This is a genomic window from Paenarthrobacter sp. NPDC089307 (assembly GCF_040685055.1).
Classification (GTDB): Bacteria; Actinomycetota; Actinomycetes; order Actinomycetales; family Micrococcaceae; genus Arthrobacter.
This window is the reverse complement of the sequence record NZ_JBFBHE010000005.1, coordinates 230300-244117: the sequence shown is the minus strand read 5'-3', so window position 1 is coordinate 244117 and position 13818 is coordinate 230300. Positions and strand designations below refer to the sequence as shown.

Below are 13818 nucleotides of genomic sequence, written 5' to 3'. Positions count from 1 at the left end.
GGCGTCAGCTGCGACTTACTTGGGCTCGTCGCCCGGGTGATTCCTAGCGGCCGGTGCCGCCGTAGACGGTAGCCGCGGCGTCGCCGTCGAGCTCAAACGCATTGTGGATGGCGCGCACGGCGTCGTCCAGGGCGTCGGCGCTGGTCACTACCGAAATGCGGATCTCCGAGGTGGAGATCATGTCGATGTTGATGCCGGCGTCGGAGAGTGCCTTGAAGAACGTGGCCGAGACGCCCGGGTGCGAACGCATGCCCGCGCCGATGAGGGACAGCTTGCCCACGTGCTCGTTGTACTCGATGCTCTCGAAGCCGATCTGTCCTTCGGCGGCGCGGAGGGCGGCCAGGGCGTCGGCGCCTTCCACGATGGGGAGGGTGAAGGAGATGTCCGTGCGTCCCGTGCCGTGGGTGGACACGTTCTGGACGATCATGTCGATGTTCGAGTGGGCGTCAGCGATCACCTGGAAGATCGCAGCAGCCTTGCCGGGAATGTCCGGGACGCCTACAACGGTGACCTTGGCTTCGGACCGGTCGTGTGCAACGCCGGAGATGATTGGCTGCTCCAAGGCAACTCCCTCTTGAATCGTGAACTTTTCGTCGGCACCCGGGATGACCCAGGTGCCTTCCTTCTGGCTGAATGAAGAACGGACGTGCAGGGGCACACCAAAACGGCGGGCGTACTCCACACACCGGAGGTGCAGGATCTTTGCGCCGGAAGCGGCCAGTTCCAGCATTTCCTCGCTGGAGATCCGGTCGATCTTCTGGGCCGAACTCACCACGCGGGGATCGGCCGTGTAGATGCCATCGACGTCCGTGTAGATCTCGCAGACATCGGCTTCAAGGGCCGCAGCCAGGGCGACTGCGGTGGTATCCGAACCGCCGCGGCCCAAAGTGGTGATCTCATTGGTGCTGCGGCTCATGCCCTGGAAACCCGCGACGATCGCGATGTGTCCCTTGTCCAGGGCAGTGCGGATGCGGTGGGGGTCGACGTCGATAATCCGCGCCTTGCCGTGGATGCCGTCGGTAATCATGCCGGCCTGGGAGCCCGTGAAGGACTGCGCGGAGGCGCCGAACTTGTTGATGGCCATGGCGAGAAGTGCCATGGAAATCCGCTCGCCTGCGGACAACAGCATGTCCATTTCGCGGGCAGGTGCGGAGTCCGTCACTTGGGCGGCAAGGTCCAGGAGCTCATCGGTTGTGTCGCCCATCGCGGAGACGACCACCACAACCTCGTTGCCGGCCTTCTGCGCATCCACGACGCGCTGTGCGACCCGCTTGATGCCATCAGCATCGGCAACCGAGGAGCCGCCGAACTTTTGAACGATCAGCTGCTTGGTAATGGCAGCCTCGCCGGAGAGCTCTTCGATCTTCACTTCGGTAGTGGGCATAGTCATGCGCGCACCCTCACTGCATCAATAGGGTTCGAACGCGGCATGCTGAATTCCAAATTGGAGCACGCCTGCGTAGCTTATTTGCCCAGTTTATCGCCGGGTGCAGCGAGGGCAGGAATTGTGACCACATACCGGCCCGGGAGCAGTTATTGGACGCTGGCGGTCTCACCAATCGGAAGTGGCAGGTCCGCCTTTGAACGGTCCCACGATGCGCTCCGTGATCCATCCGCCGTAGAAGCCGCCTTGCTGGAAAGCCACCTGTTCGCCGTCGACCTGGCACGAATCCATTTGCGCCGGGTAGAGCGCTACCCGCCCCCGGAGAGCTTCGAAGCCCCGGGCCGGATGGGGGTAGGTCCAGCCTCCACGCGGAACAACGAGGCCGCCGGCAGCGACGTCGAAGTAGCTTGCCTTGCCCTTGAACTCGCAGAAAGTGGTGCCATTGGCAGGGATCAGCACGCCTGCCGGGAAGGCCTCAATGGGCAGGTAATACACGGGTGGGTGGCTGGTCTCCAGAACACGCAAGGAGTCGGTGGTATCCACTATCACCTGGCCGCCAAGCCGGACAACAATCCTTTCCGAACTGGGTTCGACCCTTGGTGGGCGTGGGTAATCCCACACGGATTCCTGGCCGGGCTTGGGCTTTATGGGCCGGGGGCGATTGGATCCGGGGAGACCGGAGAGAGGGGCCATGTGACCATGGTGCCACCTTCTTCCGGAAATGGATGTTGGAGCTGGCCCTCCCGGCGTACCATCCACCTCATGAGGACAGCGAGCGTCAATGGTCCGCGTTCCTGACCGCCCCGGCCAGGGTCCCGGCGGGGATGAGCCGGGTTACGAGGTCATCGGGGGCGGGCTGGTTGATGATCAGCCCCGTGCCGAGCCGCCCGGGATTGGTTCCCAGCCAGTGCGTGACACGGTCTTCAAGAACGCCGCCGCACACGCTTGGCACGATGCACGGACGTCGTTCTCATCGTGGCTTTTTTGGTTGTCTTGCTGCTCAGGCGTGGCCCTTGCCGCGGGCACGGCCGCCGGGCTGGTTGCCTGGGCGTTGCGGAATGGGTGGATTGGGAACGAGATGCAGGCGGCCACTTTCGTGGTCATGACGGCCTTCCTGGGACTCCCGGCTGCCGTGCTCGGTGTTGTCTGGGGCTTCCGGCACGTCCACGAAAGCCTCCTGGTAATGCTTCTGGGAGGCGCCCTGCGGGGACTGGCACTGGCCGTGTTGGCGTTGCCGGTCCTGCTCGTGGTGGGCATCAGCGGCGGTGGGCCTCCCGCGTTGGCGGGTGCCGCCGTCGTTGTAATGGTCCTGGAAGTAGCCCTGTTCGGGCTCCTTGGGGCGGGTTGCCGAGGCTGCTTCGCGTTGGAGGGTCCCGGTGTTGCCCTGGCCACCGTGCTGGCGGCTTTCTTCTGTGTGGGAAACGTGGTTCTCACTGTTCTGTTGCTGCCTGGCACGTCGGAGGAGGCCGGCGCTTCAGTTCCCGTGAACATACAGCGCGATGACGCCCGAAGGATCACTACCTACGAGTGCGTCGGCGATCTCCACCCGGTGGAGGTGGCACACACGGACCGGGTTGCGTGGCTGGCTGCTTCCAATCCGGCGTTGTTGCTGGGCAGTGTCGGCGCGGGATTCGTTGAACCTGACAGCGACGTCGCTTGGGTGCTGTCAGGGCTGCAGTTCGCCGCCGACGGGCCCGCCGCGGAGGTTCCCTGCCTCAATGGTGTGGCAAGTGATGGGTTGCCGCCGGCCATGGCCGTGCCCGTGATGGGTTTTGCGATGCAGGCCGGCATCGCTGTTTTGCTTGCCGTCCTGGGGCGCTGGCTGGCGTCCCGTCGATTGGCTACCAAACCCTGGGCCGCGGGGGCTTGAAGGACTACAGCAGCGCGTTCCGCCGGCCTTCGAAGGCGCGGCCCAAAGTGACCTCGTCGGCGTACTCCAAATCCCCGCCGACGGGCAGTCCCGAAGCCAGCCGCGTCACTGTGATACCGATGGACTTGAGCATACGGGCCAAGTACGTGGCCGTGGCTTCGCCTTCAAGATTGGGGTCCGTGGCTATGATGATTTCCTGGATGGCGCCGTCGTTGAGGCGCGTAAGGAGTTCACGGATCCGCAGTTGCTCCGGGCCGATCCCGGCGATCGGATTGATGGCCCCGCCCAGCACGTGGTACCGGCCGCGGAAGGAACGGGTGCGCTCAACGGCCAGCACATCCTTGGACTCTTCGACCACACAAATCACCGACGGGTCCCGGCGCGGATCGCGGCAGATATTGCACGTCTCCTGCTCGGTGACGTTGAAGCAGACGGAGCAGAACTTCACACGCTCCTTGACTGTGGTGATGGCCGTGACCAGGCGCTTCATGTCCTCGGGGTCGGCCTCCAGGATGTGGAACGCCAGGCGCTGCGCTGATTTGGGGCCTACGCCGGGAAGCCGGCCGAGCTCATCAATCAGCTCCTGAACTGCACCTTCGTACACAATGTCCTCGTTTGTTTGAAATCAATGCCGGAAGTCAGCGGGTTTGCAGGGGAGAACCGTCCAGGGCGCGCTCTTCGATCAGCTTTCCGCCCAGAATACGCTCCACCGCAGCCCGCCCAAAGACCCTCGATTCCTCGATGGTTTCGTCCTCAGGGCTTGGAATATCTTCCGGCGCGACGGCCGGCGTTGCCTGCGTCCGCACAGGCGCCTGGACGCGCCCCGCTTGGGCTTCGGGGCTGTTGGTCAACCGCTGGTACAGGCTTTGGCGTCCGTTCGGAGTGCCCGACGGCGCGTCCTCCTGGAGCGTGGCCACGGAACCGCGCGCCTCCTCGGTCTGGGTCGCCAAGGAGGGCCAGGTGGGGATGTTGCCTGCGGTTGCCGGGACGCTGCTTGCGGCAGAGACGCTGCTTGCGGCAGGGACGCTGGCGGCTTGCGTCGCTGGCCAGCTCGACGCCGGTGCAACGTCCCAGCTGGAGCTCGGGTTCTGCTCGGCGTTGGTTGGGTGGCCGTACGCTGCGGTTGCTGTCTCCGGGACCTGTGCTGCGGCCGGTTCGTAATCCGGTGCATCCGTTGCGGGTGTGGCGGGTACTTCCGGAGCGGTGGTCACCTTGCCCACGTTTGATTCCTTGCCGACCACCCACGTACCCGGAGCCTGTTCCACTGCCCGGGACCATGGGTCGTCGGAGGGGGTGTGCCCTGGGGCTGTGCCGGCCGAGGCCGGGACAGCGTGTGTGGGCGCGGATACTGAAGCAGATGCTGCTGGGGCCGGGGATGCCTGGGCTGCCTGTGGGTTGCTCCGGATTTCTGCCTGGCGGCCGTAGGGTGGCTCCCAATCAGCGGGGGGCTCTTCGTCCAGCGGAGGCGCATCCTCGTCCAGGGGCGGGCCCCAGTCGTCGTCAGGGTAGGAGTACTCGCCAGCGGAGGAGGGGACGGCCTCGGCGACGGCAGCCGCCGGGGCAGCCGGAGCCGGAGCCGGCGAGGTAGCCGTAGCCGGAGCGGGGGTGGCTGCATGTGCGGGCGCCGCTGCCGTAGGAACGGCCGTTGCTGTCGGTGTGGGCATCGCCTGGGGCTGCGCCGTCTGTGCCGGAGTCGCGTCAACTGGGCGGGGCGGAATCGGAGACGCAGCTGTGCCCGCTGGTGGGGTTGCCGACGGAACGGTCGCCGAGGCGGGGCCGGCTGGAGCGAGGCCCCATGCAGAGTCGACGGACGACACCGGAGCCGGTACCGACGCCGATGCGGCCGGGGACTCCGTGGCAACGGCCGGTGCGCCCGCTGGTGGCGCGGCAACCGTTGAAGCAGCCGGGGTTTCCCGGCTAGTAGGCGCTTTTGGGTTTGGCTCAGAGCTCGCTGAGCTGTTGCCGCCAGCCACTGCGACGATCTGGCAGTCGATGCCGATGGTCTTGTGGATTGCCTGGCGTAGGTTCTCGGAGTGGTCTGCGCGTCCAAAAGCACCAGCGAGGCCGCCCGTAGTGAACGCGAGGGTGAGCAGTTGCCCGTCGAACTGGGCAACTTGGGCGTTGGGTTCCACCAGCGCCCACGTACTGCGCTTAATCTTGGTCAGCGTTTGCAGCACGTCCGGCCATGCCCGGCGGAGGGCCTCGACGTCTCCTGCACCTGCGGGAGCTGGGGCCGCAGCAGCGGCTGGCGCCGGAGCGGCAGCTGGGGCCGGAGCAGCGGCTGACGCCGGAGCGGCAGCTGGGGCGTGGGCCTGCGGGGCGGCGCTTTGCTGTGCCGGTTGTTCGGACGGCGCCTGTGCCGGGGCTGGCTGGGGAGTCGCGGCTTGGGGAGCTGCCGCCTGCGGTGAGCGGCCGACGGCCGGACGATCCTCGACCGGCCAGTCATTCGTTGAGACGCGCGGTTCTGTGATTCCGTCCCGTGCAGCGTCCGAGGTGGAGGGTTCCTGGGCGGCCGCTCCTGAGACAGGAATCGGAGAAGTTGGAGTGGCCTGCGCTGGCGTCGATGGAGCAGCGGCCGGTGCGGACTGAACCGGCGCCGCCTCGGCAGAAGGGACAGCGGCAGAAGTGGCTGAAGCAGAAGGAGCTGCCACAGCAGACGGGGCCCCAGCAGAAGGTGCCGCAGCAGCAACGGCCGCCGCGCCGCCGTCGCCCGCGTAGTTCAGGCGACGTTCGACGCGGTCGATGCGGGCAGCGATACCGCGCTCAGTCTGCTCGGCGCTGGGCAGCAGGATACGTGCGCAGAGCAGTTCCAAGTGCAGTCGGGGCGATGTTGCGCCCGTCATCTCGGTGAGGGCGGTGTTGGTGACGTCCGCCGCCCTGGAAAGTTCAGCCGCACCCAGGTTGGTGGCCTGGTTCCGCATCCTGGCGATTTGGTCTTCCGGCATGCCACGCAGAATCGCCTGGGCGCTCTCGGGCATGGCCTGGACGATGATGAGGTCGCGGAAGCGCTCCAGAAGGTCCTCAACGAAGCGTCGGGGATCATGTCCGGTCTGGATCACGCGGTCAACCGCGCGGAAAACCGTGGCGGCGTCGGCGGCGGCGACGGCATCAACGATGTCGTCCAGCAAGGAGGCATGCGTGTACCCGAGCAGCGCCACAGCGAGCTCGTAGTCCAAGCCATTGGCTCCGGCGCCAGCCATCAGCTGGTCCAATACGGAGAGTGTGTCGCGAACGGAGCCTCCACCTGCGCGGATGACCAGCGAGAGCACCCCCGGAGCGACCGGAACGTTCTCCTGGCGGCAAAGGAGCTCAAGGTATTGCATCAGCGGCTCGGGCGGCACCAGCCGGAAGGGGTAGTGGTGCGTACGGGAACGGATGGTCCCGATGACCTTGTCCGGCTCCGTGGTGGCAAAGATGAACTTGATGTGTTCCGGCGGCTCTTCGACGATCTTGAGGAGCGCGTTAAAGCCGGCCGACGTGACCATGTGGGCCTCGTCAATGATGAAGATCTTGTAGCGGTCCCGGACAGGGGCAAACGTTGCGCGTTCGCGGAGGTCGCGGGCGTCGTCCACGCCACCGTGGCTGGCGGCGTCGATCTCGATGACGTCCAGGGAGCCCGATCCGCCGCGTGCAAGTTCAATGCAGCTGGGGCACTTGCCGCAGGGGGTGTCAGTGGGCCCTTCGGCGCAGTTCAGGCAGCGCGCCAGGATGCGGGCGGAAGTGGTCTTGCCGCAGCCGCGGGGGCCGGAGAAGAGGTAGGCGTGGTTCACGCGGTTCTTCCGGAGCGCCGTCATCAGCGGCTCCGTGACGTGTTCCTGCCCGATAACGTCCGCGAAAGAGTCCGGGCGATACCTTCGATACAGGGCAGTTGTAACAGTCACAAGTGAAACCTACCTATAGAGACTGACATTTAAATAAGTGACCCCTCATGCACCCGCCAGAGCCCATCTACCCTTGCTACCTTCCGGTCCTGGGGGAGTTCAACAGGATGACGCCACATGAGGGGCCGTCGATAAGCTTACCCGAACTTGGGTTGGGGTTCGAATCGGCGTGGAGGCTGTGGAAAACGCTCGACGGCGGGTGGTTCAGCAGGCGGCAGGGTCACCGCCACCCATCAACCGGCCACGTCATGAAAGCCGGTTCCTCGTAGGGGTGGGCGGCGCGCAAAGCCAGCACCACGCCGTCGAGCGCTGCTTCCTCAACAACGCACTCAACCCGGATTTCGGGCACCTGCTCCTCGATCCCAACGCCGCCAATAAAAGGCGTGGCTCCCGGCAGGGGAGTGAAGCGACCTGTGCCCGGCGACGTGAAGGCGCAGTGGGAGTAGTCGCCGATCCGGCCCGCGCCGGCGTCCCCGATAGCCGTCAGGAGTTCTTCGATGTGCGTCTCCGGCACGTAAACCACCAAGGCATGAAGCTGCGTCATGGAGACATCTTGTCAGTAAATTCGGCTACAAAGTGGTCTCAACCATTGCCAAACCAAAGGCCACAGCGGACCATGTTTATGTACACCGATTGGGGCAATCTCAAGGTTGTGAGCTGCGGGGCCTGGGGGCGAGGGGCCGGACCCGGTAGCTCAACGGTTGTGCCGCAAGAATGGGCGCGTTGGGGGCGTCCATTTTTCCGTTAAGCGGGGTATTCCCCGGGCGTCCCGGGAGCGGCGATTCAGCCCGATTACACGATGCCGAAATTCTCAGGTACAGTAGTATCTGCTTTCGAATCGGAAGCAAGGAGAATTCGCCTAGCGGCCTATGGCGCACGCCTGGAACGCGTGTTGGGTTAACGCCCTCGGGGGTTCAAATCCCCCATTCTCCGCGTTTGGCCCCGGTCCTCGGACCGGGGCCTTTTGCGTTCCCGGGACGCCCAATTTCGTTTGTGCCACGGAGGCGGGCTGGCGACACCCAAATTCGGGTGTCGTAGGCGCAGCTCTGTGTCGCGCAGGAATATGCGCGTCGAAAGCCGGACGCCGTAGTGCCGCCAATGGCCCCTATCCGGCGTCCGCCTGTTGTTCTGCGTCCTGCTGCTGGGCTTCGGCCACCCGCTCCAGTACCTCGCGGCAGGCTGCGGTTGCGGGGTGGATCCGGCCGGCCGTCCGCGTGGACGTGAACACGGTTCGCTTGGGCAGGCCCGGAAGATCCAGAAGCTGCACCGTCCTGCTGCGTCCTGTCCAGACAAGGTCCGGCATGAGGGCCACGGCATTTCCGGACTCAATGAGCCGGATCTGCGCCTGGAGGTCGGCGGTTTCGTAGCGCACGTCCGGTTCGAAGCCGGCTGAGCGGCAGGCCTGCTCTGCCCAGTGCCTGGAAGCGGCACCACGGGGTTCCATGACCCACGGCATGGAGGCGGTGTCAGCCAAGGAAGTCACGGCCTCGCCGCCGAGCCCGATGGGGGGAGTGGCCAGGCGGATTGCGTCGCTGGTGAGAATCACGCGATCCAGTCCGCTGTGATGCGGCGCAGCGTGGCCCGGGTATTGCTCGGCCACCACCAGGTCGAAGTCACGGGCCCACGTTTCATACAGCGCCGTTTCCGGCTCGCGTTGGGTCATCTCCACGCGCACTTCGGGGTACTCCTGGCGCATGATGCTGAGGAAATCAGGCAGGAGCGCCAGGGCGGCGGACTGGAAGACGGCCAGGCGCACTGTTCCCGTGACCATGGACAGCGAAGCGGCGAGTTCGGTTTCGGCCCGTTCCAGCGTCTCCAGCAACGCGGCCGTGTGGGCAACCAGGATCTCCGCCTGGGGAGTCAGTTGCACCCGGCGGCCCGCCTTGCGGAGCAGTTCCACGCCCGCTTCCTTCTCCAGCAGGGTCAGTTGCTGGGACACGGAGGAGGGGCTGTACTGCATCGCATCCGCTACTTCGGCGAGGGTTCCGCGGATCTTCAATTCGTGCAGCAAACGCAGCCTGCGGACGTCGAGCAAGACGGCCTCCAAAGGTTCGGGATGGGTAATCAATATTCGTCAGAAAAGATCGCTTTTCCTAATGAGATTGTAGATCCATACTGATGGAAACAAACAAACTTCTCCGCCTCAGAAGGAGCCCCCATGACCAGCACCCTCCCGGATGCCACCACCCCGCGCACCCAGGATTCCGGGCAATTTGATGCCCTGGCCCAGGAAGCGGTTGCGCTCGTCCGCCACTGGCTGACCGAAGCCAGCAAGATCCCCGTGGATGTGTCCGCCCAGCGCCTCGCCGGCGTCCTGAAGGACCCGAACGGTCTGGACTTCACGGTTGGATTCGTCGACGGCGTCATCCGCCCTGAGGATCTGTCGGTCGCCGGCCGCAAGCTCGCCGAGCTCGCCCCCAAGGTGCCCAAGTTCCTTCCGTGGTACATGCGCAGCGCCGTGCGGGTAGGTGGCGTGATGGCTCCGATCCTGCCCCAGGTTGTCATCCCGATCGCCCGCCGCGTGCTCCGGGAAATGGTGGGCCACCTGATCGTGGACGCCACCGACGCCAAGCTCGGTCCGGCCATCGCCAAGATCCGCCAGGACGGTGTGCACCTGAACGTGAACCTCCTCGGCGAAGCCGTCCTGGGCGAGCATGAAGCCCAGCGCCGCCTGGAAGGCACGCTCAAGCTGCTGGCCCGCGAGGACGTTGACTACGTTTCGATCAAGGAATCTTCCACCGTGGCGCCGCACTCCCCGTGGGCCTTCGACGAGGCTGTCGATCACGTCGTTGAGAAGCTCACCCCGCTCTACCGCCTCGCCGCGTCCTTCCCCAAGCCCAAGTTCATCAACCTGGACATGGAGGAGTACAAGGACCTGAGCATGACCATCGCGGTCTTCAAGCGCATCCTGGACATGCCCGAGTTCAAGAACCTTGAGGCCGGCATCGTCCTCCAGGCCTATCTCCCGGACGCCCTCGGCGCCATGCAGGAACTCCAGGAATGGGCTACCGAACGCCGTGCCCAGGGTGGCGCTCCCATCAAGGTCCGCGTGGTCAAGGGCGCCAACCTTCCCATGGAGCAGGTTGAGGCTTCCCTGCATGACTGGGCGCTGGCTACCTGGGGGACGAAGCAGGACTCCGACACCAGCTACAAGAACGTCATCAACTACGCCCTCACCCCGGAACACGTTGACGCGGTGCGCATCGGCGTTGCCGGACACAACCTGTTTGACGTTGCTTTCGCTTGGTTGCTGGCCAAGCAGCGAGGTGTGACTGAGGGCATCGAGTTCGAGATGCTCCTGGGCATGGCAACCGGCCAGGCAACTGCTGTCCGCAAGGACGTCGGCAGCCTCCTGCTCTACACACCGGTGGTTCACCCGGGCGAGTTCGACGTCGCCATCGCGTACCTGATCCGCCGCCTCGAAGAGGGCGCCAGCCAGGAAAACTTCATGTCCGCAGTCTTCGAACTGAGTGAAAACGAAGCTTTGTTCAAGCGCGAAGAGCAACGCTTCCTGAAGTCCCTGGCCAACATGAAGGACGAAGTCCCGGGGCCGAACCGCAAGCAGGACCGCAGCCTTCCGGCTGGGCCCGCCCCGACCGAAGGCTTCCGCAACACCCCGGACACCGATCCTGCCCTTCCGGCCAACCGTGCCTGGGGCCGCGAGATCCTCAAACGCATCCCCGGTTCCACCGCCGGCAACAAGATCGTGGAATCCACCAAGGTTTCCGACGCCGCCGAACTGGACCGCATCATTGCCACCGCAGTTGACGCCGGCAAGGCCTGGGGCGCCCGCCCCGCCGTCGAGCGTGCCGCGATCCTGCACCGCGCCGGCGAGGTTCTTGAGTCGCGCCGCGCTGAACTTTTGGAGGTCATGGCTTCCGAAACCGGCAAGACCATCGACCAGGGCGACCCCGAAGTCAGCGAAGCAATCGACTTCGCGCACTACTACGCCGAGCGCGCCAAGGACCTGGAAACGGTCGACGGCGCCACGTTCGTACCAGCCAACCTCACCGTGGTGACTCCTCCGTGGAACTTCCCGGTGGCGATCCCCGCAGGCTCCACGCTCGCGGCACTCGCCTCAGGCTCCGCCGTCGTGATCAAGCCTGCAAAGCAGGCCCGCCGCTCCGGTTCGGTCATGGTGGACGCCCTGTGGGAAGCCGGTGTGCCGCGCGAAGTGCTGGCCCTCGTGCAGCTCGAGGAGCGTGACCTCGGCACCCAGCTGGTCTCGCACCCGAGCGTTGACCGTGTGATCCTGACCGGTGGCTACGAGACCGCTGAGCTGTTCCGCTCCTTCCGCCAGGACCTTCCGCTGCTCGCGGAGACCTCCGGCAAGAACGCCATCATCGTCACCCCCAGCGCGGACCTGGACCTCGCTGCCAAGGACGTCGTGTACTCGGCCTTCGGCCACGCCGGCCAGAAGTGCTCGGCTGCATCCCTGGTGATCCTGGTGGGCTCGGTGGCCAAGAGTGCCAGGTTCCACAACCAGCTCATCGACGCCGCCCGTTCCCTGACCGTCGGTTACCCGGAAGACGCAACCACTCAGATGGGCCCGATCATCGAGCCCGCCAACGGCAAGCTCCTGAACGCCCTGACCACCCTGGGCGACGGCGAAACCTGGGCCATCAAGCCTGAGCGTCTCGACGAGACCGGCCGCTTGTGGTCCCCGGGCATCCGTTCCGGCGTGAAGCGTGGCTCCTACTTCCACCTGACTGAGTTCTTCGGCCCGGTCCTGGGTGTCATGACCGCCGAAACGCTCGAGGAAGCCATCGCCATCCAGAACGAGATCGAGTACGGCCTCACCGCCGGCCTGCACTCCCTGGACTCCGCAGAAATGGGCATCTGGCTGGACAAAATCCAGGCCGGAAACCTCTACGTCAACCGCGGCATCACCGGTGCGATCGTCCAGCGCCAGCCGTTCGGTGGCTGGAAGAAGTCGGCCGTCGGCGCCGGAACCAAGGCTGGTGGACCGAACTACCTCATCGGCCTGGGCAGCTGGCTCCCCGCCGAAGCCAAGGCCAAGCGCGGCACCGTCCTCCAGGGTGCCGCCGCTCAACTCCTTGCTGCCGCCAAGTCCGCTGATGTGACCGCCGAGGAACTCCAGACCCTTCAGCAGTCGCTCTTCAGCGACGCCGTAGCCTGGGAATCCGAATTCGGAACGACCAAGGACGTCTCGGCCCTGACCGCCGAGCGCAACGTCTTCCGCTACCGCTCCCTCCCGGTGACCATCCGCCTTTCCGAAGGCGAGCGGCTCGCTGAGCTGATCCGTGTTGTAGCAGCCGGCGCCGTGGCGGGCTCGAAGCTGACGGTGAGCTCCGCCGTCGTACTTCCTGACGCCGTGGTGACCGTGTTCGCGAACCTGGGCGTCAGCGTTCGGATCGAGGACGACGCCGCGTGGCTGGCTCGTGCAGCAAAGTTCGACGCCGGCCGCATCCGCCTGATCGGTGGCGACTTCGCCGCGCTGAGCGCGGCAATGGGTGGCCGTCCTGACGTCGCGGTCTACCACGGCGCTGTGACCCAGGCCGGCCGGATCGAGATGCTCCCGTTCCTCCGCGAGCAGGCTGTGTCCATCACGGCGCACCGCTTCGGCACCCCGAACCACCTCTCGGACCACCTGATCTAGGGGTGGCCGCGGAAGGCCGGGTGGGACGGATTCGCTCCGACCTGCCCGGCCTTCGTCGTTGTCGCTCAGTCAGCCCATCAGGCCGCGTAGCCGAGCCTCTGCAACCTGCGCCGGGCGGCCTGCTCACTTGGGCCATGGGAACCCAAGGCAAACCGGACCATTGCCAGTACCACCCTGGCCGCAGTGATCACAGGCAGGGGGACCGGGCCTATCCGGGCGCGACGAAGGCCCAGTAGTTCCCGGTACTTCGGTTCGAGGCTTGCGACGGCGGCCGCGAACAGGACGGTGTAGCCGGGCTTGAGGAGCGGGCTCAGTGGGGGATGCCGGATGAACCACACCGTCTCGGCAAGCCGTTCATCGGCCCGCAGCACCCCCGAGGCATACCATTGCTCCAGTTCGTCACGGACCTGGGCTTCGGTGACCGGAGGATCTGTCACTCCCATAAGCCTGCCGGCTGCGGCCCATTCGCGGACGTACGCGTCGGCTCCGCCGGGGATGGGCCGGCCCCAAATGCGGTTTGCGGTGATGAAGGAGTCGGCGTACGTGACGTGAACCCAGCGGAGGAGTACGGGATCGTTGGCCGCGTATTCGCGCCGGACGCCGTTGCCGTCCAGGTAGGTCCCGCGGACGCGCTCATGGATCCGGCGGACCACCGCCGTGGCTGATTCGGCGGCCTCCGTGGAACCGTAGGTCACCGTGAAGATCCACCTGACGGTATTTGCCAGCCGGCCCAGGGGATCCTTTTGGAAGCCGGAGTGCTCGTACACCCCTGCAAGTGCCCCGGGGTGCAGGGCCTGCATCAACAGGACCCTGATCCCGGCCACGATGGTTGCCACGTGGCCGTGAACCGCCCAGACGGCCGAACCCGGAAGGTGATATCCGGCGTCGTTCCCCTCCGCAAGGCGCGGCACCCACTCAGGCGGCGTCCCCGACGTCCCGGTGAACGTGCGCTGGAGTTCGTGGCGGTACTCCGTGAGGTAATTCCTCATGCATCCCATGAGACCGCGCTTTGGCGGACGTGTACAGGGGGAGTTTTCGTACAGCTAATGCCCTTATGAGCGGC

General features: G+C 65.5%; 9 protein-coding genes, 1 tRNA gene and 1 other RNA gene. 3 read left to right on the top strand and 8 right to left on the bottom strand.

Annotated features, from left to right (window positions below; translation table 11 throughout):
- Window positions 1–43: 43 nt before the first annotated feature.
- Together AB0N72_RS13955 and AB0N72_RS13950 are read right to left on the bottom strand one after the other, a co-directional pair.
- Window positions 44–1390 carry an aspartate kinase gene (locus AB0N72_RS13955; protein WP_363930964.1) on the bottom strand — a complete coding sequence of 449 codons (1347 nt, stop codon included), beginning with the start codon at window positions 1388–1390 and terminating at the stop codon, window positions 44–46.
- A gap of 162 nt (window positions 1391–1552) precedes the next feature.
- A complete protein-coding gene (locus AB0N72_RS13950; RefSeq protein WP_363930963.1) occupies window positions 1553–2077 on the bottom strand; it encodes a DUF427 domain-containing protein in 525 nt (174 codons plus the stop codon).
- 88 nt (window positions 2078–2165) lie between these two features.
- On the opposite strand from AB0N72_RS13950, the gene AB0N72_RS13945 reads away from it, so the two are divergent.
- Window positions 2166–3254 carry a hypothetical protein gene (locus tag AB0N72_RS13945; protein WP_363930962.1) on the top strand — a complete coding sequence of 363 codons (1089 nt, stop codon included), beginning with the start codon at window positions 2166–2168 and terminating at the stop codon, window positions 3252–3254.
- Between the two features lie 4 nt (window positions 3255–3258).
- On the opposite strand, the gene recR is transcribed toward AB0N72_RS13945, so the two are convergent.
- The 4 genes from recR to AB0N72_RS13925 all read right to left on the bottom strand — a co-directional run bounded on the left by recR (window position 3259) and on the right by AB0N72_RS13925 (window position 7679).
- Window positions 3259–3858 carry a recombination mediator RecR gene (recR, locus tag AB0N72_RS13940; protein WP_018778094.1) on the bottom strand — a complete coding sequence of 200 codons (600 nt, stop codon included), beginning with the start codon at window positions 3856–3858 and terminating at the stop codon, window positions 3259–3261.
- A 34-nt stretch (window positions 3859–3892) separates the two neighbouring features.
- Window positions 3893–7135, bottom strand: coding sequence for a DNA polymerase III subunit gamma and tau (locus tag AB0N72_RS13935; protein WP_363930961.1), 3243 nt, complete (start codon window positions 7133–7135; stop codon window positions 3893–3895).
- A 33-nt stretch (window positions 7136–7168) separates the two neighbouring features.
- Window positions 7169–7265: signal recognition particle sRNA small type (ffs, locus tag AB0N72_RS13930), an RNA gene on the bottom strand.
- Window positions 7266–7355: 90 nt separating this feature from the next.
- On the bottom strand, window positions 7356–7679 hold the full coding sequence (locus AB0N72_RS13925; protein ID WP_363930960.1) for a hypothetical protein: 324 nt from the start codon (window positions 7677–7679) through the stop codon (window positions 7356–7358).
- A 304-nt stretch (window positions 7680–7983) separates the two neighbouring features.
- Between AB0N72_RS13925 and AB0N72_RS13920 the strand changes: the two genes are divergently transcribed.
- Window positions 7984–8068 (top strand) — tRNA-Ser (locus tag AB0N72_RS13920).
- Between the two features lie 172 nt (window positions 8069–8240).
- On the opposite strand, the gene AB0N72_RS13915 is transcribed toward AB0N72_RS13920, so the two are convergent.
- Window positions 8241–9170: a LysR substrate-binding domain-containing protein gene (locus AB0N72_RS13915; protein WP_363930959.1), complete on the bottom strand. Its 930-nt coding sequence runs from the start codon at window positions 9168–9170 to the stop codon at window positions 8241–8243.
- 123 nt (window positions 9171–9293) lie between these two features.
- Between AB0N72_RS13915 and AB0N72_RS13910 the strand changes: the two genes are divergently transcribed.
- Window positions 9294–12755: a bifunctional proline dehydrogenase/L-glutamate gamma-semialdehyde dehydrogenase gene (locus AB0N72_RS13910; protein WP_363930958.1), complete on the top strand. Its 3462-nt coding sequence runs from the start codon at window positions 9294–9296 to the stop codon at window positions 12753–12755.
- 77 nt (window positions 12756–12832) lie between these two features.
- Here the strand turns inward: AB0N72_RS13910 and AB0N72_RS13905 are convergent, their stop codons facing one another.
- Complete coding sequence (locus tag AB0N72_RS13905; RefSeq protein ID WP_363930957.1) at window positions 12833–13753, bottom strand: oxygenase MpaB family protein; 921 nt, start codon at window positions 13751–13753, stop codon at window positions 12833–12835.
- Window positions 13754–13818: the final 65 nt, after the last annotated feature.

Coding starts and splice junctions, on each gene's coding strand:
- AB0N72_RS13955 (WP_363930964.1), bottom strand. CDS start 1,390: ATGACTATGCCCACTACCGAAGTGAAGATCGAAGAGCTCTCCGGCGAG.
- AB0N72_RS13950 (WP_363930963.1), bottom strand. CDS start 2,077: ATGGCCCCTCTCTCCGGTCTCCCCGGATCCAATCGCCCCCGGCCCATA.
- AB0N72_RS13945 (WP_363930962.1), top strand. CDS start 2,166: ATGGTCCGCGTTCCTGACCGCCCCGGCCAGGGTCCCGGCGGGGATGAG.
- AB0N72_RS13925 (WP_363930960.1), bottom strand. CDS start 7,679: ATGACGCAGCTTCATGCCTTGGTGGTTTACGTGCCGGAGACGCACATC.
- AB0N72_RS13910 (WP_363930958.1), top strand. CDS start 9,294: ATGACCAGCACCCTCCCGGATGCCACCACCCCGCGCACCCAGGATTCC.
- AB0N72_RS13905 (WP_363930957.1), bottom strand. CDS start 13,753: ATGGGATGCATGAGGAATTACCTCACGGAGTACCGCCACGAACTCCAG.